Below are 20,644 nucleotides of genomic sequence, written 5' to 3' on the forward strand. Positions count from 1 at the left end.
AACAGGACGCGAGCCCCCGAACCACCCCCCCCCCCCCCCCCTTCCTCCCCCCCCCCCCCCCCCCCCCCCCCCCCCCCCCCCCCCCCCCCCCCCCCCCCCCCCCCCCCCCCCCGGGACGAGGGGCGGCACCGACGGCACCGACGGCACCGACGGCACCGACCGCACCGACGGCACCGACCGCACCGACGGCACCCGTCCGGCCGCGCCGGGGCGCGGCCGATCCGGGGCCGCTTCGCGCCCGCACCGATGTCGCCGCCGCCCACGGGCCGTACCCGCGTGTATGCGTGGACTTCCCGCCCACGCGACCGGCCCCCTTCTCCTCCCTCCCGTCACCACCCGAAGGGCACCACGTTGTCCACCACCCACCCCGCCCCCGACCGGACGGGTCCCACCGGACGCCTGCGCACCGTGACGCTCGTCGTCCTGCTGGCCGCGTTCATGGACCTGCTCGACGCGACCATCGCCAACATCGCCCTGCCCGCGATCCGCGCCGACCTCGGCGCCTCGCCCGCCCAGACCGAGTGGGTGCTCGCCGGCTACACCCTCGCCTTCGCGGTCGGCGTCATTACCGGCGCCCGCCTCGGCGACCTCTACGGCTACCGGCGCGTCTTCCTCATCGGCATGGCCGGCTTCACCGCCGCCTCCGCCCTGTGCGGCGCCGCTCCCGGCCCGGGCACGCTCATCGCCGCCCGTGTGCTGCAAGGGCTCTTCGGGGCGGCGATGATCCCCCAGGTGCTGTCGCAGATCCAGCTGCTGTACGCGCCCCACGAACGCGGCCGCGCCATGGCCGCCTTCTCCTCCCTGTCCAGCCTCGCCGCGGCCCTCGGGCCGATCCTCGGCGCCCTGCTCCTGGAATCCGGCTGGCTGGACCTCGGCTGGCGCGCCGTCTTCTGGATCAACGTCCCCATCGGGATCCTCGCCCTGCTCGCGGCGGCCCGCGTCCTGCCCGAGGCCCGGGCCACCGACCGGCCCCGCCTCGACGTGCCCGGCGTGGTCCTCTCCGCCGCCGGCCTGCTCCTGATCCTCTATCCGCTGACCGTCACCAGCGACCGAGGCCACTGGCCCGCCTGGGGCTACGCGGCCGTCGCGCTCGGCGTCGCCGTCCTGGCCGTCTTCCACCGCTACCAGCGGAGACTGTCGGAGGAGGGCCGCTGCCCGCTGGTCGAGGTCTCGCTGTTCCGCATCCGCTCGGTGGGCGGCGGGCTGCTGGTCGTGTTCCTGGTCTTCCTGCCGATGATGGGCTTCTTCTTCACCCTCCTGCAGCTCCTCCAGGCCGCCCTCGGGTTCAGCCCGCTGACGGTCGGTGTACTCATGCTCGCCTGGCCCGTCGCCAACGCCGCCTTCGCGACCCTGGGCGCCACGCTCCTGCTGCCGCGCATCGGCCGCGCCACCGTACAGCTCGGCGTCGTCGTCATGGCCGCCGGCCTCACGGTCCTCGCCCTGACCTCGCGGTCGGCGACGGCGGGCACCCACTGGGCGGTCTTCGTCCCCGGCGTCCTCGTCGCCGGCACCGGAGCGGGCCTGGCGGTCGCGCCGCTGGCCCAGCTCACGCTCCAGGAGGTGCCGACGCGGCACGCCGGCAGCGGCTCCGGACTGTTCAACACCGTCATCCAGGTCGCCGCGTCCCTCGGGGTCGCCTTCTTCGGGACGCTGTACTTCAGCCCGCAGCCCGACCGCGTCCACCAGGTGCCGGACGCCGCGGGGCCGGCGTTCGCCACGACGATGTGGGTGAGTGTCGCCCTGCTCGCGGTCACGTTCGCGCTCACGTTCCTGCTGCCGCGCAGGGCCGGTACATCGGCGGCGTGACGCCGGCGTACCGGGGGTGCGCCGCCGTTACAGGCCGTACGCCGTGCCGTGCGGGTTGGCGGCCGCGCCCTCGGTGTTGAGGAGGACGACCGTCGCGTCGGGGCGGAGCCCGAGGGCGGCCCTGCGGCCCCCGGTCTCCAGGGCGGCCCGGAGCCCGGCGAGCGAGGCCGAGCCGCACGGGCCGCTGGAGACGCCGAGCGCGGCGAGGTCCTGGCCGGCCCTGGCACTCCGGCCGTCGGTGACGGCGACAGCGGCGGTGAGCCCGTCGCGCAGCAGCGGCCAGGCCAGGGTCGACGGCGTGCCGCATTCGAGGCCCGCCATGGTGGTCATGCCGGTGGCCATGCTCGTGTGCTCGCCGCGCAGCAGCGAGTTGAGCACGCAGGGGGCGGCCACGGGTTCCACCGAGAGCAGCGCCGGGGCGGGGCCGGGGGAGTTCGCGTAGTGGGTGACGGCGGCCTGGGCCAGCGAGCCGACGCCGACCGGTACGACGACGAGGCCGGGCCGCGGCGCCCCGGCGGCGGCCAGCTGCTCGTCGATCTCCCGGAAGAGCGTCGAGTAGCCCTCGACGACCCAGCCGGGGACGCGTTCGTAGCCCGGCCAGGCCGTGTCCTGGACCAGCAGCGCGTCCGCGTCCCCGGCCACGGCGGCGGAGGCCGCGCGCACGGCGTCGTCGTACGAGCCGTCGACCCGGGTCACCCGGGCCCCCTCGGTGGCGATCGCGGCCACGGCGCCCAGATGGACGCCCGCCGGGACGAAGACGTGCGCGTGGTGCCCGACCAGCCGGGCCGTCCGGGCCACCGCCCGGCCGTGGTTGCCGTCCGTGGCGGTGACGAGCGTTACCAGTCCATGGCCGTCGCGCTCGGAGAGCGCCCGGTGAACGGCCCAGGAGGCGCCCAGGACCTTGAACGCGGGCAGTCCCAGACGGTTCGACTCGTCCTTCACGAAGAGGCGTCCCACACCCGACCCCCGTGCGAGTGTGGGAAGTTCGATGAGCCGCGTCGCGGCGTAGCCGGGCAGGGAGGCGTGGAACTCCCGTACGGCGGCGGGCGCGGGCGCGGGGTGGGGCAGTCGCACCGGAACGGCCTGCGCGGACGGTCGCGCGTACCACCGGTCCTCGGCGACGGAGGGCTGTTCGTTGATCACCTCTTCACTCTGCGCCTCCCGATTCCCTTCGGTCCAGCGCATGTTCCCGATCTATATTCGTCACGAAAACCGAACAGTTGGGGAGCGGGGGACCGGTGGCGGGGACGACGTTCGATCTGCACAAGCTGCGGCTGCTGCGCGAGCTCAAGCATCGGGGCACGCTCGCGGCCGTCGCCGCCGCGCTGGCGTACAGCCCCTCGTCCGTCTCCCAGCAGCTCTCGCAACTGGAGGCGCAGGTCGGCGTGCCGCTCCTGCGGCCGGTGGGGCGGCGGGTACGGCTGACGGCGCAGGCCGAGATCCTGGTGGCCCACACCGAGGCCGTCCTGGAGCGGCTGGAGCGGGCCGAGGCGGACATCGCCGCCTCGCTGCGGGGCCTGACCGGCACCCTGCGGATCGCCTGCTTCCAGACCGTCGCGTTCGCCCTGATGCCGACGGTGCTCGCCCTGCTGCGCGACGCCCACCCGGGGCTGCGGGTCCACCTCACGCAGGCCGAACCCGAGCAGACCCTGCCCGCCCTGCTGGCCCACGACTTCGACCTCGTCGTGACCGAGGACTACCCCCGGAACCCCGGACCCCGCCCGGCGGGCCTGGAGTTCGAGGAGCTGTGCGAGGACCCGATGCGCCTGGCCACGCCGCCCGGCCTGGACCTGCCGGCCGGGCCGGCGGACCTGCGCGACCGGCCCTGGGTCCTGGAACCGGAGGGGACGGCCGCCCGGCACTGGGCCCTCGCGGTGTGCCGGACGGCCGGTTTCGAGCCCGACGTACGGTTCGAGTCCGCCGATCTGCTGCTCCACGCGCGTCTCGTCGAGGAGGGCCACGCGGTGGCCCTCCTCCCGGACCTGCTGTGGAACGGCCGTCCCCCGACGGTCGCCCTCCACCCGCTGCCCCCGGGCCTCCACGCGCGCACGATCCTCACCGCGGTACGGGTCGGGAGCAGCCGCCACCCCGCCGTCGAGGCCTGCCGCGACGCGCTGCGCCGGGCGGCGGCCCGGGTGGGGGAGCCGCGGTCCTGAGGTGACGTGACTACACGGACGCGGCCGTGTCGTCGTCCTCGCTGGTCTCCTCCGTCTGCGTGGTGACGACCTGGAGCACGGCCGCGGTCCCGTCGACCGCCAGCGACACGCCGGGCGGGAGCGGGATGTCCGCGGCGTGGATGGTGTGGCCCGCGTCCAGGCCGGCCACGGAGACGGTGACCGACTCGGGGATGTGGGTGGCCTCCGCCTCGACCGGCAGGGCGTTCATCAGGTGCTCCAGGAGATTGCCGCCGGGGGCCAGGTCGCCCTCGGTGTGGATCGGCAGCTCGACCTGGACCTTCTCGCCCTTCTGCACGGCCAGGAAGTCCACGTGGACCAGGAACCTGCGGATGGCCTCGCGTTGCACGGCCTTGGGTATGACGAGTTCGCGTTCGCCCTCGATGTCGAGGTCGATCAGGACGTTCGGGGTCTTCAGGGCCATCATCAGCGTGTGGCCGTCGACCGTCACGTGCTTGGGCGCGGCCCCGTGACCGTAGACGACTCCGGGAACCTTGTTCTCCCGGCGGGCGCGGCGGGAGGCGCCCTTGCCGAAGTCGGTCCGTAGTTGGGCGGTGAGCTTCATCTCGGCCATTCCAGCACTCCTCGTACGACGCGTAAGACTCCGCCGGCGTTCCTGCTGGTTGTTCGCCGCCGACGGGCGGACAACTCCCCGAGGGTAACCGGGAGATGCCACATGAGCACCAGTGCCTGCCCTACCGGCCGGTGAGCGGGATCACCAGTGTGACGCGAGGGAAATTGACGGGGTCGGCCGCGGAGGTCTACTTTCGAGCCAATACTTGAGAGTCTGAACCATGCAGGTCATGAAAGGCGCCGCCATGCACCCCGCCGACCACCTCCGGGCCGTCGCGCACGAGACGGCCGCGTTCGTCGCCGCCGTCGAGGACGCCGACCTCGCCACCCCGGTGCCCACCTGCCCGGAGTGGACCCTGGCCGACCTGACCCGGCACACCGGCAGCGTCCACCGCTGGTTCACCATCCTGCTGCGGCAGCGCGTCCAGCGGCCGCCGACGAGCCGCGACGTGGACCTGCGCCTGCCCGAGCGCCCCGAAGACCTGCCCCGCTGGCTGGCCGAGGCCGCCGCCGAATCGGCCGACACCTTCGCGGCCACCGACCTGGACGCCCCCATGTGGGCCTGGGGCGCCGACCAGCACGCCCGGTTCTGGGTCCGCCGCATGCTCTTCGAGACGCTCGTGCACCGGGCCGACGCCGACATCGCGCTGGGGCGCACGCCGCACATCGACCCCGCGCTCGCGGTGGACGGCATCGACGAGTTCCTGACCAACCTGCCGTTCGCCACGCTCTTCGCGCCTCACACCGCCGAACTGCGCGCCCCCGACCGGACCATCCGCTTCAGCTGCACGGACACCGCGGACGGCGACCGGCTCGTCCGGCTGCGCCCCGACGGCTTCGGCCTGATCACCGACACCACCGGACCGGCGGCGGAGGCGGACGCGACGATCCGGGGCACGGCGGCGGACGTGCTGCTGCTCCTCTACGGCCGCCTGGACCGCGAGAGCGACGCCTTCCAGCTCCTGGGAGACCGCGACCTGCTGGCCCACTGGTTCACCCACTCGGCCTTCTGACGCGACGGGCCGCGCCGGGACCCGCCCATGGGATCAGCCGACGCCGACGGTCAGTGGCGCGAGGCGGGTCTCCAGCCAGCCCGGCAGGTCCAGCAGACGCACCCCTTCCTGCTCATCGGGGTCGGTCCGGGCGACGAGGCAGACCATGTCCTCGTCGCCGTTGTTGACGGGCATGTGGGGAGTGTCGGCGGGGATGTGGAGGTAGTCGCCGGCTTCGAGCACCAGATGCTCGGCCAGGCCCTCGCCGTGCCACACCTCGACCCGGCCGGACTGGATGAAGATGGCCGATTCATGGCCCTCGTGCAGGTGCGGACGCCCCCGGGTGCCCGCGGGCATCACGAGCCGGTGGAGGCACAGCGCCCGTGCCCCCGCGGACTGGGCGCTGACGCCCACCCCGAAGGTGCCGCCCTGGACCCCCTCGTACTCCCCGGTACGGACCACCGTGCAGTGCTTCTGATCTGTCATGCGCGCAGTACAGCAGCGCGCCGACGACGCTTGATCATTTCGCGCCAAGTGCGGCCGGGACGAGGACGGTGCGTCGACCGGCGGTGTCATCCCGCCAAGTTGCCCGGGCCCCATCCGACGACTCCCCTTCCCCGGGGAACGTCTATAGCCTGCGGCGTGGCCGGGGCCCCTCGACGGGCGCCGGACCGCACGGCACGTACGGCTCATGACCCAGGAACGTCCGTCACACGACGAGGGGGACACATGAAGTCGCGCTACCGCCTGCCGGGAATCCTGGCGGCCGCCGCAGCAACGCTCGTCACCTCGGGGATCGCCGACGCCTCGGCCGCGACCCCGGACAGCAGACCCGGCCCGAGCGGCACCGCCGCCTACGGCTGGGTCCGCAACGCCAACAGCGCCCACTGCCTCGCCGTACCCGGTGGCAGCACCCAGAACGGCATCGGCCTCATCCAGTGGGGCTGCGGCAGCTGGCGTGACCACTACTGGCAGTTCGAGTACGCGTTCAACAGCGGAGGCCGCAACTACTACCACGTCCGGAACCTCAACAGCCAGCAGTGCCTCGCCGTACCGGGCGCCAGCACGGAACCGGGCACCCAGGTCATCCAGTGGCCCTGCGGCACGTGGAAGGACCACTACTGGGGCATCGAGTACACGGACCGCGGCACGCGCCTGGTGAACTGGAACAGCGGCCAGTGCCTGGCCGTCCCGGGCGCCAGCACCGCCCAGGGCGAGAAGGTCATCCAGTGGCCCTGCGGCACGTGGGCGGACCACTACTGGAACTTCTAGCGCCCCCACCACGACCGACGACGCGCCCGGCGGACCGCTCCGCCGGGCACGTCCACGCATACCGCTGGGCGTCCATCGTCCTATGACTCGTCGCTGAGGGCCTTGAGGGCGAGGGCGCGCAGCGGGGCGAGGCGGGTGCGGTTGCTCTGGTGGTGGTATACGGCGTTGGTGCAGATGGCCAGGTACCGGCCGGTCGCGGGGGAGAGATAGAGGCTGGTGCCGGTGAAGCCGTGGTGGTAGGCGATGCGGCCTTGGTCGGTGACGATCCAGGCGAGGCCGCGGTCCAGACCGGGTTCGATCGGTACCTGCGGGTCCATACTGTCGGCCAGCCAGCGGCCCAGCGGCGACCGGTCCCGGACTCCGGCCAGCAGGGTGGAGGCGTAGGTGGCGAGGTCGGCCGGGGTGGAGAACACTCCGGCGTGGCCGGCCACCCCGCCCAGGAGCGCGGCGTTGTCGTCATGGGGAAGGCCCCACAGGCGTGGCGCGCCCGGGAAGCGCTGCTCGGTCGGAGCGACCTGTGGGCCTCGGGCCACCGGCCCGTAGGTGGTGGCGTGCATGCCGAGCTTCTGCCAGAACGCAGTGGCCAGGTCGTCCAGGCGCCGTCCTGCGGCCGCGGCCAAGGTGAGGCCGAGGAGGATGAAGCCGCGGTTGATGTAGCGGTGGCCGGCTCCTGGTTCGCTGATCAGGTCCTCGCCGCAGATCAGCTCCGCGAGGTCGGTACCCGTGTTGCGGTATTGGTCGAGGCGGGTGTCGGCGCGGAGGCCGGAGGTGTGGGACAGGATCTGCCGTACGGTCACCTTGCCGCCGGGTGCCCCGGCCGGCAGGTGAGACAGGATGTCCCGGACGGGAGCATCCAGGGGAAGCTTTTCGGCCAGGGGCGAGCCGGCCAAGGGCCAGGTGGCGACGACCTTGGTCAGGGAAGCCAGGTCGTAGAGGGTGTCCGGGGCGGGGCGGCTGTCGCCGCATTCGGAGGCGACCACGCCGGAGGTCAGGTAGGACGGCTGTCCGTCCCCGGTGCCGTAGGCGATGACGCCGCCGGGGACCGTACCGTCGGCTGTCATGAGGTCCAGACAGTCGCGGAGTTCGGCGACGGTCGTGCCTCTCCAGGGCAGGGTGCTGGTCACGGCATCTCCTCGTCGATCGTCAGCCGGGCACCGAGGGCGGAGAGCTTGGGCAGCAGGCTGCCGTATCCGCGCCGGAGGTGGTACATGCCGCGAATCGTAGAGGTGCCTTCGGCCGCGAGAGCGGCAATCACCAGCGCGGTGACGGCCCTGATGTCCTCGCCTGCCACGTCGGCAGCGGTCAGACGCGCGGGGCCCCTGATGGTGATCAGCGGACCCTCGGTGTTGACAGCTGCACCGAACGCTCGCAGAGGCTCGGCGTGGGTGCGGCGTCGGCTGTAGACCCGTTCCTCGATCCGGGAGACGCCGACGGCCTGACTCAGGAAGGCCGTGAGCTGAGGCTGCACGTCGGTCGGGAACCCAGGATGCGGCCCCGTGGCCAAGTGCACCGCTCGGGGCTCGGCCACACACCGGGCCCCAGTTCCATGGTCGATGGGCAGGAGTTCGATTCCTGCGTCGGCGAAGACGGCGAGCAGCCCATCGGGGAAGGCGTTGAGAGGAATTCCCTTGAGGTTTACGCGGCCGTGGGTGATGGCTGCGGCGAGTGCCAGAGTAGCTGCCTCGAGCCGGTCCGGAGGGACAGCGAATGCGCCTCCCGCCAGTCGGTCGCTACCGCTGATCCGCAGTGCCGTCGTGTCGTTCCATTCGATGCCGACACCGCATTGGCCCAGTAGCGCAGCGGTGGCGGTCACCTCGGGCTCGAGGCTTGGGGACAGGATGGTGGAAGTGCCTGGAACGCGGGCCGCCAGCAGCATGGCGGTGACTGTGGCTCCGAGGCTGGGTCCCCATTGCCGGGTGGCGGCATCGGCGACGAAGGGCCGACGGCGCCATCGGGGCAGCCTTGCCCTGACCTGCTCCGAGGTCACATCGACCACTGCCCCGGCAGCTTCCATGGCGGCGAGATGGCGATCGATGGGGCGATGACAGAAGGCGTCGCCGCCGGGCAGGGGAAAGGTGACCTCGCCAGTGCGGGCGAGCAGGGATGCCGCCATGACCGCGGTCGTCCGTACCCGGCGGCCGAGCGCATCAGGAATGACCGGACGCCTTCCGCCCCTCGGCGAGATCTCGAACCGGCCGTCGACGTGCTTCACTTCGGTGCCTGTCCGGTCGAGGATCTCCGCGCAGACAGTGGTGTCGAGGATATCGGGAACCCCGGTGAGCGTGAGCGGCTCGTCGGCCAGCTGGGCAGCAGCGTAGAGGTGTAGAGCGATGTTCTTACTGCCCTGCACGGCGACACTGCCGTTCAAGGGAATGCCACCGGTTACGTACACGATGCCGCTGTTGCGCTGGACAGGGCTCGCCGAGTCGTAATGGGGCACAAGTCACCGCCCCTGGCTTCCTGTAGGGAAGAATCCTCCGACCTGGGTACGGGGGTAGAGCATGGTGCCCGCTCCGATGAGGGTTCCCGGCTGGAAGATCGTCCCGGCCGGGACGATCACGCCGTCACCGACGACTGCCCCGAACTTCGTCTGGCCGGTTCCCACCCGGCGACCGTCGAGGTGGGCGGTGACCTCCTCGGTGGCCGGCTCGGTGACGGGACCGCTGGTACAGCGCAGGCTGGTCGTGGAGACGAAGGCACCGATGCTTACTCCAAGACCGAGTACGGAGTCGCCGACGAACGACGTGTGCTTCATGAAGACGTGGCCGGTCAGCAGACTGCGGGTGATCTCCGCTCCGAAACCGATCTGGCACCCGGGTCCGATCACGCAGTGGTCACGCACCCTCGCCCCGCCACTGATCACGGTGCCTGGGCAGACCAGAACCGGGCCCGTGACGAGGGCGCCGGCCTCGATACGCGCTCCCGCGCACACCGTCACGTCACCGCGGACGGTTGCGCCGGGTTCGATCATCCCGGCCGGTTCCGGAAGGGAATGGTCGACGGCGCGCGTCAGGAGGTCTTTCACGGCCTTCTTGAGGCCGAAGACGGTTGAGCAACTGTTCAGCACTGCTCGTACCACGGGATCGGTCACCTGGCGCAGATCGATGTAGTAGCCGGGGGCGGTGCGGTGATCGAAGCGTGCGGGGTCTGCACTGACGCTCGGTGCCTCGAGCGATCGGTTCATGCGGTCCTCCTCGCGGCGAGCAGGCAGGGAGCGGACGTGGTCAGAGAAGATCCGATCCGTTGTCGGGTCCAGGGACCGCGGGTGGCACGAAAGGTTCGTGCGCCTCGGCGTGCTGGACGACGACCAGGCCGAGGAAAGTCCCGGCGACAAGGTGCAAGGCGGCCCACGAGGTGGTGAGGACGGTTCCGACCCGATCGCGGTTCGGCTCAGTGGATCCGGGCATGGGAGAGAGCACCCCTCGGCAGGTGAAGGCGGTACGGCAACTGGTGTTGGCCAGCGCTCGGTGAGCGGTACTGTCGGCCTTGGACGCCCGGCGGGGACACGTAGCAGGGAAGGACGAGCCCTGCTACGGGAAGGGAGTCTCCCGCCTGACGGCCCTTGCAGGCGCACAGTCAACCGCGACCGCGGTCTGATCCTCCGGTGCCATAAAGGGGTGCGTTTTCGCCCCAGGGGGCCGCATAGGGGGGCCGGGATCGGGCACTGGACAGTCAAAGCTGGGGGACAGCGCATGATGGCACCAGACGGCATCGGAGCCCTGTTACGTCAGCTCCGGGAGTCAGCAGGGGTGACCCGCGAGGGACAGGCCCTGGTCCTGCAGCAAGCCCAGGGCGGCAAGTGGTTCGACCCCGAGAACCTCAAGCGCTGGGAGACCGAGCGTCGTCTTCCCGTTCCTGCCTGGTACGACCTGCTGGCCAAGGGATACGGGATATCGACGGACAAGATCGCTGAAGCGGTGACAGCTTCCAAGCGGGCACGGCGATTTGAGCGGCTGGGCGCCGACGGCGGGAGAGAGGAGGACACTGAGGTGAACCGAAGGAAATTTCTGGGAGCGGCCGCGCTGGCGACAGGAACCGCTGCCCTTCCCGGCATCGCAGAAGCGAGGCAGGGCATCGATGCGGCGCTGTCCGGGTCGGACGCGGGAGATCTCGCCTACCTCGACGGGGCATTCGAGCGACACCACGGCGGGTACCACGGCCGCTCACCCAGTGACGTCCTTGAGCAGATGCGAGCAGACCTGCACCTTCTGCGGGAGGTTCTGGCTCGTCCGCACAAGGCGGGGGCTCGCGCCGACCTCGCCCGGACCGCAGCCGGTATCACCGGACTGGTCGCGATCATCCAGCACGACCGAGGAGACCAGCGTGACGCCCACGGCTGGTTCTCCACCGCCGAGCGGGCTGCTCGAGAATCCGGCGACCGTCGCATGCTTTCCTGGGTCCTGGCCAGGCACGCAATGGTCCCCCTCAACTATGGCGCTCCTCGCGCGGCGGCCGGCCTGGCCCAGCGTGCCCGCACAGCGGCCGGCAACACCCCGACCGCCGCAGCCGCACTGGCAGCCGCCGTCACCGCACGAGCACTGGCTTCGACAGGCGACCATGCCAACGCCCTGCGAGCGATCGCCGACGCCCGCGCCCTGGCCGAACGGCTGGACGGCAGTCAGGCGGCGGACACCTGGTTCGGCTACCCGCTCCAGAAGCACCACGTGCACCTCTCGCAGGCGTTCACCCTGATGGGCCGGACCCGCGAAGCCTATGAAGAACAGGAAGCGGTACTCGCCTTGACCACATCGCCCTCCGTGATGACCAGGGCTCTGGTGGCCGTGGATCGCGCCTCCTGTCTTCGAGCAGACGGTGATGCATCAGCCGCCGCCGACATGGCCGTCAGCGTGTGGCAACGGCTCCCTGCCGCCTACCAGGACGGCCTCGTACGTACCCGAGCCGAATCACTCCACCAATCCCTGACCGGTCACGCACGGCATCGACTCGGCGAAGCCCTCGCCGGCTGATCCCCTGGGAACGGGAACACCGATGCCCGCGGGCCTGGTGAGATGGGTGACGCGGACGGTACAACTGTGGCCATGATCAGACATTTACGTTCACGCTTACGTCGTCGTTCCGCCGCGGTCGTGGTGGGCCTGCTCGCCGGGGTGGTCGTGGCCGGGCAGGGCTCGGCCGGGGCGGTGTCCGTTCACCGGGTGGCTCCGGGCGCGGCCCAGGAGCGGTGCCAGGAGCCCACGCGGGTGGACGTGTTCCGGGAAGGCGGCGTACCGCTGCTGGACTGGCGCGAGAACCTCGAGTTCGACGGGCACGGCACGCTCTGGGTCTCGCACCTGGGGAAGAACCGCGTGGAGGGCTACGCCCCCGACGGCACGCTGAAGGCCAGTGTTTCCGTGCCCGGTCCCGGGGGCATCCGCCGCGGCCCGGACGGGAAGATGTACGTCAACTACGGGGTGGCGCCCATGAAGCCGTACGGCGGGCTGATGCGCTTCGACCCCACCGCCGCCCGGCCGGAGGCCGAGCGGTTCGCCGACGGGATCACGGGCGTCAACGGCCTGGCCGTCGACGGTGCCGGCAACTTCTACCTCAGCCGCGAGCTCTCCACCGGCATCGTGAAGATCCGCCCCGACGGCAGCCGGGACGAGGAGTGGACGCGCGAGGCCGCCGTCTTCGGCGCCAACGGCCTGGAGGTGGTGGGCGACCAGCTGTACGCGAGTGTCATCGTGGACCTCACCTCCCGCGTCGTACGCGTCCCCCTGGACGCCCCGGAGCGCCACAGCGTGGTCACCCGGCTCAGCCCCAACCCCCTGAACGCCAAGTTCCTGGACGACCTGACGTCCTTCGGGGACGACCTGGTGGTCGCCGGCTTCCGGGACGGTCAGCTGATCCGCGTCGACCCCCGGACCGGCCGGTCCTGCGTGCTCGTGGACGGGCTGCGGAAGCCGACCAGCGTCCGGACCGTACGCGGCTTCGGCGACCTCGACCCGCGCAGGACGCTGTTCGTGTCGGAGGCGTCCGGCCGGATCGTGAAGGTGACGGTGGGCTGACGCGGGGCCGCCGCCGACGTGGGCCGGCGCGCCGGAAATCCCTTCGCGGGAGGCCGGTCCCGTCGGGCAGACTTCGCCTGGTGGACCACGTCACCGAGATCGCGCAGCGCCTGGCCCGCGTCGACGGCGTCGTCGGGGTGTGCCTCGGCGGCAGCAGGGCGCGCGGCACCCACCGGCCCGACTCCGACGTCGACCTGGGCCTTTACTACCGCGCGCCCCTGGACACCGGCGCCCTGCGCCGGCTCGCCGCCGACCTCACCGGCGGCACGGTCGAGGTGACCGAGCCGGGCGGCTGGGGCCCCTGGGTCGACGGCGGCGCCTGGCTGGTCGTCGACGGCGTGCACATCGATTGGATCTACCGCGACCTGGACCGCGTGCACCGCGTCTGGCGGCAGTGCCGGGAGGGTCGCTTCGAGGTGGGCAACCAGGCGGGCCACCCGCTCGGGGTGTACTCGCACGCCTACGCCGGTGAGCTGGCTCTCGGCCGCGTCCTCGCGGACCCCACGGGTGAACTGACCGCCCTGCGCGGGCGGATCGGCGCGGAGTACCCCGAGCCGCTGCGCGCCGCGCTGGTCGAGGGCGCCCGGTGGGAGGTGCCCTTCACCCTGTCCATCGCCCGCAAGGGCGTGCCGCGCGGTGACGCCTTCTACGTCGCCGGCTGCCTGTTCCGCGCCGTGGGGCTCCTGGTCCAGGCTCTGCACGCGCGGGCAGGGACATGGGTGCTCAACGAGAAGGGCGCCGTGGAGGCGGCGGGACGGCTTCCCGGCGCCCCCGCGGACTTCTCGGCCCGCGCCCACGCCCTGTTCGCGGTGGTCGGCTGCACCCCGGACGAGCTCGCCGCCGTGATCGACGACGCTGAGCGGCTGGCGGCCGACGTCCTGGACCGCCTCTGATCCCCGGGCCGTAGCGGCCGTCAGCGTTCCCGGGGGCCGGCCGCGGCCACGAGGCGCTCCCGGAGATCCCGCACGGCGGGGACGGACTCCCGGGAGCGTGCCTCGCGAGCGAGGTCGAGGAAGCGCCGGCGGACCCGGGCGGAGTCGACCTGATCGCCCACGCGCAGGGCGCGCAGGCCCGCGTCGCAGGCGCCTTCGAGGTCGTCGACGACGAGGTGGGCGCGGGCCGCCGCGACGGCGTCGAAGGCGCTGGAGCGCGCGCGGGCGGGGTCACGTTCGGCGGTCGCGGTGTTGAGCAGGCCGACGGCGGTGGTGGCGTGGTGGGGCCGGCCGCTGGTGCGGGAGAGGAAGAGGAGGACCTCGCCCAGGGTGGAGCACAGCTCGGCGTGGTCGAGGTAGGCGATGTAGTCCGGCCGCCGCCGGGCGGTGTGCTCGTGGAAGATCTCCTGGGCGTGGCGGACGCCGCGCAGGGCCTCCGGGCCGTCGCCCTGGAGAGCGGCGAAGCGGGCCCCGAGAGCGTAGAGGCCGGCGCGGAGCACGGGGTGGGCGTCGTTGCGGGTGCCGTACAGGGCCAGGGCCACGCAGTCGGCGGCGAGGTCGGGCCGGCCGAGGTAGCCCCAGACGCGGGCGAGGCACTGCAGGAGGTGGGCGGTGAGGTTGCGGTCGCCGCTCTCGCGCGCGGCGTGGACGGCGAGCGTGAGGTGGCGGACGGCGGCGGGCCACTGGGCGACGTCGTGGGACATCCAGCCCACGCAGCCGGCGAGGTCGGCGAGTTCGCGGAAGAGGCGGCGGCCGGTGGCCTCGGTGTAGCGGCCGTCGCGGATGAGCCCGGTGGCCCAGGCGAGCTGGCCGGTGGCGGAGTGGAGGGTGCTGCCGCCGCCGTGGCGGTTGTCCAGCAGCCGGAAGGCGCGGGTGTAGTCGGCTATCCGCGCGGCGTCGGCGGTGCCGAGCCGGCGGCCGTGCTGCCGCCCGACGCCGGGGAGGGCGTGCGAGGGGGCGTACGCCCAGGTGTCGAGCGCGGGCAGGAGCCGCTCGGGCTCGTACGGGATCGCGGGCCGCGCCGGCCGGTCCACGGGAGCCGGTGCCCGAACCTCAGGAGGCCGTGTGCCGTCCTGGAGGGCGGCCGACGTGATGTGCGCGAGGTCGCCGAGGAGTTCGGCGGGCCCGCGGTAGCGCGTGAGGTCCTGGGGGTCGGGGTCGGCCAGCCCGAGGTCGGCGGCCGTCAGGCGCCGGCCGCAGGTGGCGGAGAAGACGGCGGCGAGCAGTTCGGGGACGGGCGGCCGCGGCTTCTCGCCGCCGAGCCAGCGCCGTACCCGCGAACCGTCGGGGTGGACGTGCGGGTAGCCGGCCCGCTGGGCGCCCCGGGTCACGGCGGTGGCCAGCCCCTTCTTGGTGAACCCGCAGATCCGGAACCAGTAGCAGAAGGAGCTCTCACCGGGCCGTGGCCGTGGCGGGGCGGGGGAGTCGGACGGCATGGCGGCCTCGCAGGGACGTGTCCGCTGGAACCTGTGCAGCAGGGACAGTAGGGCACTCCTGCTGCGTCCGGTAGCGGTTCACACAGTCCGCCACCCTTCGCTCCCCTTGGGAGAACGCGTGGGTGTTCAGGCCGAGTCGAGGTGCTCGCGCAGCCGGGCCACGTCCTCGGCGCCGATGGTGATGCCGAACTCCTCCTCCATCACGCGCCCGAAGTCGGCGGGCTCGATCTTCCGCTCGGTGGACGAGCCGTCGGGCCGGAAGGTGGTCAGGGTCGTCGCGTCCAGCCGGAGGGAGTGGGTCGCGCTGAACCGCTGGGCGAACGGCCGCTTGACGAAGGGCGAACGCGGGTGGGTGGAGACGTAGTGGCTGGCGACCACGTAGTCGATCGGGTACTGGGGGTTCAGCCTGAAGGTGTGCCGGTCCAGCCAGCTGCCCTCGCGGCGCTGGTACAGCCACCAGTTGTCGATGCCCAGCTCTCCGGGACGCCGCTCCAGCCGGAATCCCCAGCCCTCGAAGTCGACCTCGACGCCGTCGGCGAGCTCGATCGGCTCCAGCGGCCCGCTGCCGAACCCGACGTCGCACAGCCACGTCCGCTCGTCGTCGTCGGGGGTCACGGCCAGCAGCGCGTGGGTGGCGGGCAGTGCCTTGTCGGCTCCGAGCGTGACCCGCCCGTTCAGCGCGGTGAACCGGAATCCCAGCCGTTCCAGGGCCGCCGCGAACAGCCCGACGTGCTCGAAGCAGTAGCCGCCGCGACCGCCGCGCACGAGCTTCTCCTGGAGGGACTCCAGGTCCAGCCGGACCGGCACGCCCAGCATGGGGTCGAGGTTCTCGAAGGCTATCGAGGTGACGTGCGCCCGGTGCAGCCCGCGCAACGCGTCGAGCGTCGGGGCCCGTTCGCCGTGGTACCCGATGCGGTCCAGGTAGGCGTCGAGGTCGAGGAGGTCGCCACTCCAGTCGTAGGTGAAGTCCATGTGCGTCGCCATTCCTTCGTTCATCGGTCGCTCTTGATCATGAGCGTACGCGGAACACCCGCCCCGGGGTATCTGCCCAGGGCGGGTGCCTGCCTCGGCCATTGGTCCTAGGCGTTTCGCCGGGGTCGTCCGGCGGTCGCGGGCGGCTCAGCCCGCCGGCGGAGCGGCGCAGGCGAGGTGGCCCCAGCCGTCGGGGTTCTTCGTGATGGTCTCGCCCTTGGCGTACGGCTGCCCGCAGCGGCAGCGGCCGGGGAAGCGCGCCTTGAGGGAGCCTCGGGTCCGCCCGGCGGCCGAGCCGGACGACGACGTCTTGCGGGCAGGGCGCCCGGCCCCCGTACGGGCACCTCCGCCCGTGGTGGCCCCGGGCTCGGGGTCGGGCAGCGGGGAGCCGAGCGCGCTGCCCGCCTCCGTCTGCGTGCGGGCGGTGTGGCTGGCGGCCGCGTCGGCGGCGGCGTTCAGGGGGTCGCCGTCGACCCGGTGGGCCGCCACGTGGACGAAGTCGACCGTGCGGCCGGTCAGCAGCTCGTCGATGCGCACCACGAGCGCCTGGTTGGCCACCGGGGTGCCCGCGGCGGTCTTCCAGCCCTTGCGCTTCCAGCCCGGCAGCCAGGTGGTCACGGCCTTCATCGCGTACTGCGAGTCCATCCGCACCTGGAGGGGCACGCCGGGGTCGGTGGCCTCCAGCAGCTTCAGGAGGGCGGTCAGCTCGGCGACGTTGTTCGTCGCGGTGCCGAGGGGGCCGGCCTCCCAGCGGTGGACCTCGCCCGTGCCGTCCCCGATGACCCAGGCCCAGGCGGCGGGACCGGGATTGCCCTTTGACGCGCCGTCACACGCGGCGGTGATCGTTTCGTGCATCCCTCCATGGTGCCAGCCCCGGCCCGGTGCGGATGCCGCTTGTGGATGCCGCTCGGCGCGGATCGCCCTCGGCCCTCAGTGCGGGTCGCCCTCGATCCGTCCGGCGAGCGCGCGGACACCGGGCACCAGCGCCAGCCGGCGCGGGGCCGGCACGACGAGGACCAGCGCCAGCCCCAGATAGACCCAGCTCAGCACCAGCCGGGCGTTCTCGCCCGGCAGCGCGAACTGCACCCCGAACATGCAGAAGAGCAGGGTGGCCTTCCACGGGAGGAACCGCAGGTCCAGCAGCAGCACCACCGCCAGGACCGTTTGCGCCGCCGTGAGGAGGACCTCGTCCACCTGCCGCTCGACGAGGGGCAGCGCCGCCCCTCCGCCGCCGGCCAGGTACGCCAGGGGCAGGCAGCCGATGAGCAGGGTCCACTGGTTGACCTTGCTGGAGAGCAGCGCGCCGAGTCCGTCGTCGCCGCGCAGCCGCCACGCGAACACCACGGCGACGATCAGCTCGGGGGCCTCCGAGGCCAGCGGCGCCAGCCACTGCACGAGCAGGAACCGGTCGATGCCCAACGAGGCGCCGGCGTCCACCAGCGACGTCGCGAACGGCTCGGCGCACGCGAAGACCACGCCCGCCGCGATGGCGAAGACCAGCACCGTGACGGCCTTCCGCGGCCCGCCCGGCAGCAGCGCCAGCCGGGCGGGCACACCGATCAGCTCCTCCTCGTCCGTCTCGCCGCACCGGCTGATCCGGAACAGGTAGTACGCGTACCAGGCGATCAGCACGACGGCCAGGAGCCAGGAGATCTGCCTGGTCAGCGGCATGACGAAGGCCAGCAGCGCCGCCACGCCGAGGAACGCCACGTCGATCAGCCGGTGCGCGCGCAGCCGGATCCCCGGCGGGACGCCCCGCCGGCGTGCGGCGATCCAGGACGCCAGGGCGACGAGCGGCCAGCCGACGCCCACCAGCAGCCGGTTGGCGCCGGTCATGTTGGCCGCCGCGTACGCCGCGTACTCGGGGCGGCTGCCGGCGGTGTAGGCGAAGTACAGGTCCACGGCGTACTCCGGCAGCACGGCGATGAACGCCAGCAGGGCGAGCGCGAGCGGCCCGGAGATGTCCGTCCGCGCGGTCTCCGCCGCCCACATGAGCAGCACCGCCGCCGCCAGGACGCCCACCCCGAACACCGCGATCCCCACCACCGGCTCCGGGTGGACGCCGGCGAGGCGCGTCACGACCGCGGGCGTCGCCGCGGCGCACGCCACGGCCGCGCGCAGCACGGTGGCCGGGACCCCCGGCGGTACGGCCGGGGGTCCTCCTGCCGTCTGCCGGCCGTCACCGGCCGACCGGACCTCGGACATCCGCGGTGCTCACACCCTCCACGACGTGGTGCGCCTACCGCCGATGACTGCCCGCCGCGCGCGGCCGCCTACCGGGAGCCGCGGGAGTTCGCCCGGACGACGGCGCCCTACGGTGCGGCGGGCCGGTCGCGGTGCGGCCGGAGGAGGAGTACGGCGATGTCGTCGGTGTGGTGGTCGGTGGGGCGGGTGTGCTGGACGAGCCGGTCGACGAGGCGGTGGAGGGGGAGGTCGCCCGAGGCGCCGAGGTGCCGGGCCAGTCCGGCGATGGTCCGGCCGATGTCGGTGCCGGGGAACTCCACGAGGCCGTCCGTGTAGAGCGCGAGGAGCGCCCCCTCGGGCAGGGGCACGGTGGTGAGGGGGTAGGTGGGTGCGCCCAGGCCGAGGGCCAGCGGTGGTCCGGGATCGACGTCGACGGCGTGGGCGCGGTGGTCGGGGTGGCGCAGGAGCGGGGGCGGGTGGCCGGCGCTGGCGAGGGTGGCCCGGTGGTGGGCGAGGTCGAGGTGGACGTAGAGGCAGGAGACGAAGCGGTCGGCGTCCAGGTCGGACAGGTCGCGGTCGGTGCGGGTGAGGACCTGGTCGGGCGTGGCGCCGGCGGTCGCGTGGGCGTGGACGGCCGTGCGGACCTGGCCCATGAGGGCGGCGGCCGTCGCGTCGTGGCCCTGTACGTCACCGATGACCGCCGCGGCGGTGGTGTCGGTGAGGCGGATGAGGTCGTAGAAGTCGCCGCCGATGTCCATGCCGTGCCCGGCGGGCAGATAGCGCGCCGCGACGTCGAGCCCGGCCACGCTGGGCAGGGCGTGGGGCAGGAGGGTCTGCTGGAGCGCGTGGGCGAGGCTGTGCTGGGCGTCGTAGAGCCGGGCACGGTCCAGGGCCTGGGCGATGAGCCCGGCCAGCGGGGTGAGGAGGGCGCGCTCGGAGGTGGTGAAGTCGTGGGGGCGGTTGTAGGCGAGGAGGCAGCAGCCGATGGGACGCCCGGAGGTGATCAGGGGCAGGAACGCCCAGGCGTGCTTGTCGCTGATCTGCGGAGTCCTGGGGAATTGGTGGGCCAGTTCGGTGCTGTCGGCGAAGAAGCAGGCGTTGCCGGTGGCCATGGCGCGGCCGGCGGGCGTGAGGTCGGCGTCCGTGGAGAGGCCGTCGATCCGCTCGATGACGTCCTCGTCGTACCCGCGGTGGCCGATGATCTGGATGCGGCCCGCCTCGGCGGCGGACAGGATCAGTCCGTGGGCGCCGAAGGCGGGCAGGATCTGGTCGGCGACGAGGTCGACGACGTCCTGGACGCCGACGGTCTCGGTCAGCGCGGCGGTCAGATGGACCAGCAGATGCATGCGGCTGACGGTCGGGATGCCCGTGGGGAGAGCCGTGGCGGCCGGCCGCGTGCCGCCGGGGGCTGACGGGGTGCCGGTGTCCGTGGCGTCGCGGCCGGGGGTGACCAGGACGCTGACGCCGCTGTCGTCCGCGTGGAGGGTGAGGTCGAGCCATTGGTCCGGTGGGCGCAGGGCGGCCACGGTGACGGGCTCCCGGCTGCTGATCGCCGTGCGGTAGGCGTCCATGCAGGTGGCGTTGTGCAGCCAGGGCAGTGAGCGCAGCGGCCGGCTCCCCAGCAGGTGCTCCGGTGATCTGTCCAGCAGGCGGCCCGCCGCGGTGTTGGCGTAGGTGACCCGTCCTTCCGGATCGAGGGAGAGGGCGCCCAGGGGAAGGCGTTCGAGCAGGTCGGCGGCCGCGGGCGCCGGCTGCCCCGGCCGGGCTCCCGGGTGGTGCGGGGAGACGGGGCGGGGGCGGTCCGGAAGGGCCTCGGGCGGCCCGCACGCCTCCAGCACCCGGGCGACGCGCCGGGCGCTGAAGACGATGTGGGCGCGTTCGCGCAGGGTGAGGTGCACCGGGCGGCTGGGCGGCCAGAACAGGATCAGGGTCCCCCAGCAGCGGTCGGCGCCCTTGAGCGGGGCGACCGCGAAGGCGAGCCGGTAGGGGATGCTCGCCGCGGCCCGCGGATAGAGACGGGTGAACTGCTCCTGGGAGCCCACCCAGACGAGCCGTTCCTCGCGCACCGCGTCGGGGGACGGGGCACGCGAAGCGAGGCCCACCCGCCACCACGGCGCGTAGGCCTCGACCGGGACGCCGCACAGCGCGACCATGCCCAGCACCGCCGCCACCGGGTCCAGCACGTAGACGCCTCCGGCCATGGCACCGGTACGGTGCACGGCCGCCGCCAACGCCTCGCCCAGCGGGTCGGCGGTGCCCGGCCGCTCGTCGCGCCCGGCCATCCGGCGCCCCGCGCCG

At 72.9% G+C, this 20,644-nt stretch carries 18 protein-coding genes; 7 read left to right on the forward strand and 11 right to left on the reverse strand.

Going from position 1 to position 20,644, the window contains the following annotated elements; genetic code table 11:
• Positions 1–351 precede the first annotated feature (351 nt).
• Complete coding sequence (locus tag AC07BS_RS17165; protein WP_478932931.1) at positions 352–1,806, forward strand: MFS transporter; 1,455 nt, start codon at positions 352–354, stop codon at positions 1,804–1,806.
• 27 nt (positions 1,807–1,833) lie between these two features.
• On the opposite strand, the gene AC07BS_RS17170 is transcribed toward AC07BS_RS17165, so the two are convergent.
• The gene (locus AC07BS_RS17170) at positions 1,834–2,949 is read right to left on the reverse strand and encodes a diaminopropionate ammonia-lyase (RefSeq protein ID WP_478932933.1); all 1,116 of its coding nucleotides are present in this window, start codon (positions 2,947–2,949) and stop codon (positions 1,834–1,836) included.
• A gap of 95 nt (positions 2,950–3,044) precedes the next feature.
• Between AC07BS_RS17170 and AC07BS_RS17175 the strand changes: the two genes are divergently transcribed.
• A complete protein-coding gene (locus tag AC07BS_RS17175) occupies positions 3,045–3,962 on the forward strand; it encodes a LysR substrate-binding domain-containing protein (protein WP_478932935.1) in 918 nt (305 codons plus the stop codon).
• A 10-nt stretch (positions 3,963–3,972) separates the two neighbouring features.
• Here the strand turns inward: AC07BS_RS17175 and AC07BS_RS17180 are convergent, their stop codons facing one another.
• Positions 3,973–4,554: a 50S ribosomal protein L25/general stress protein Ctc gene (locus AC07BS_RS17180; RefSeq protein ID WP_478932937.1), complete on the reverse strand. Its 582-nt coding sequence runs from the start codon at positions 4,552–4,554 to the stop codon at positions 3,973–3,975.
• A gap of 220 nt (positions 4,555–4,774) precedes the next feature.
• Between AC07BS_RS17180 and AC07BS_RS17185 the strand changes: the two genes are divergently transcribed.
• Positions 4,775–5,566: a maleylpyruvate isomerase family mycothiol-dependent enzyme gene (locus tag AC07BS_RS17185; protein ID WP_478932939.1), complete on the forward strand. Its 792-nt coding sequence runs from the start codon at positions 4,775–4,777 to the stop codon at positions 5,564–5,566.
• 33 nt (positions 5,567–5,599) lie between these two features.
• Here the strand turns inward: AC07BS_RS17185 and AC07BS_RS17190 are convergent, their stop codons facing one another.
• A complete protein-coding gene (locus tag AC07BS_RS17190) occupies positions 5,600–6,031 on the reverse strand; it encodes a cupin domain-containing protein (RefSeq protein ID WP_478932941.1) in 432 nt (143 codons plus the stop codon).
• A gap of 243 nt (positions 6,032–6,274) precedes the next feature.
• Here AC07BS_RS17190 and AC07BS_RS17195 point away from each other — a divergent pair, with 243 nt between their 5' ends.
• Positions 6,275–6,817, forward strand: coding sequence for an RICIN domain-containing protein (locus AC07BS_RS17195; protein WP_478643309.1), 543 nt, complete (start codon positions 6,275–6,277; stop codon positions 6,815–6,817).
• An 80-nt stretch (positions 6,818–6,897) separates the two neighbouring features.
• Here AC07BS_RS17195 and AC07BS_RS17200 read toward each other — a convergent pair whose 3' ends face one another.
• Genes AC07BS_RS17200 through AC07BS_RS17210 form a run of 3 tightly spaced genes read right to left on the reverse strand, consistent with a single transcriptional unit; the run spans position 6,898 to position 10,001 of the window.
• Complete coding sequence (locus AC07BS_RS17200; RefSeq protein WP_478932943.1) at positions 6,898–7,941, reverse strand: serine hydrolase domain-containing protein; 1,044 nt, start codon at positions 7,939–7,941, stop codon at positions 6,898–6,900.
• Positions 7,938–9,257: a UDP-N-acetylglucosamine 1-carboxyvinyltransferase gene (locus tag AC07BS_RS17205; RefSeq protein WP_478932945.1), complete on the reverse strand. Its 1,320-nt coding sequence runs from the start codon at positions 9,255–9,257 to the stop codon at positions 7,938–7,940. The genes AC07BS_RS17200 and AC07BS_RS17205 overlap by 4 nt, the downstream gene beginning before the upstream one ends.
• A 3-nt stretch (positions 9,258–9,260) precedes the next feature.
• Positions 9,261–10,001, reverse strand: a complete 741-nt coding sequence (locus tag AC07BS_RS17210) for an LbetaH domain-containing protein (RefSeq protein ID WP_478932947.1) — start codon at positions 9,999–10,001, stop codon at positions 9,261–9,263.
• Between the two features lie 565 nt (positions 10,002–10,566).
• On the opposite strand from AC07BS_RS17210, the gene AC07BS_RS17215 reads away from it, so the two are divergent.
• The 3 genes from AC07BS_RS17215 to AC07BS_RS17225 all read left to right on the forward strand — a co-directional run bounded on the left by AC07BS_RS17215 (position 10,567) and on the right by AC07BS_RS17225 (position 13,715).
• Positions 10,567–11,784 carry a twin-arginine translocation signal domain-containing protein gene (locus AC07BS_RS17215; protein ID WP_478932948.1) on the forward strand — a complete coding sequence of 406 codons (1,218 nt, stop codon included), beginning with the start codon at positions 10,567–10,569 and terminating at the stop codon, positions 11,782–11,784.
• A gap of 72 nt (positions 11,785–11,856) precedes the next feature.
• Complete coding sequence (locus tag AC07BS_RS17220; RefSeq protein ID WP_478932950.1) at positions 11,857–12,822, forward strand: SMP-30/gluconolactonase/LRE family protein; 966 nt, start codon at positions 11,857–11,859, stop codon at positions 12,820–12,822.
• Between the two features lie 80 nt (positions 12,823–12,902).
• Positions 12,903–13,715, forward strand: coding sequence for a nucleotidyltransferase domain-containing protein (locus tag AC07BS_RS17225; protein ID WP_478932952.1), 813 nt, complete (start codon positions 12,903–12,905; stop codon positions 13,713–13,715).
• A gap of 20 nt (positions 13,716–13,735) precedes the next feature.
• Here the strand turns inward: AC07BS_RS17225 and AC07BS_RS17230 are convergent, their stop codons facing one another.
• From AC07BS_RS17230 to AC07BS_RS17250, 5 genes are all read right to left on the reverse strand, one after another.
• Entirely contained in the window at positions 13,736–15,190 is a 1,455-nt protein-coding gene (locus tag AC07BS_RS17230) for a transcriptional regulator (RefSeq protein WP_478643304.1), read from the reverse strand.
• A 126-nt stretch (positions 15,191–15,316) separates the two neighbouring features.
• The gene (locus AC07BS_RS17235) at positions 15,317–16,186 is read right to left on the reverse strand and encodes an arylamine N-acetyltransferase family protein (protein WP_478643301.1); all 870 of its coding nucleotides are present in this window, start codon (positions 16,184–16,186) and stop codon (positions 15,317–15,319) included.
• Between the two features lie 123 nt (positions 16,187–16,309).
• Positions 16,310–17,017 carry a ribonuclease H family protein gene (locus AC07BS_RS17240; protein WP_478643300.1) on the reverse strand — a complete coding sequence of 236 codons (708 nt, stop codon included), beginning with the start codon at positions 17,015–17,017 and terminating at the stop codon, positions 16,310–16,312.
• Between the two features lie 75 nt (positions 17,018–17,092).
• Entirely contained in the window at positions 17,093–18,367 is a 1,275-nt protein-coding gene (locus tag AC07BS_RS17245) for a hypothetical protein (RefSeq protein ID WP_478932955.1), read from the reverse strand.
• 107 nt (positions 18,368–18,474) lie between these two features.
• Positions 18,475–20,628, reverse strand: a complete 2,154-nt coding sequence (locus tag AC07BS_RS17250) for a PP2C family protein-serine/threonine phosphatase (protein ID WP_478932957.1) — start codon at positions 20,626–20,628, stop codon at positions 18,475–18,477.
• Between the last annotated feature and the right edge of the window lie 16 nt (positions 20,629–20,644).

Source organism: Streptomyces sp. NPDC044063 (genome assembly GCF_056434285.1).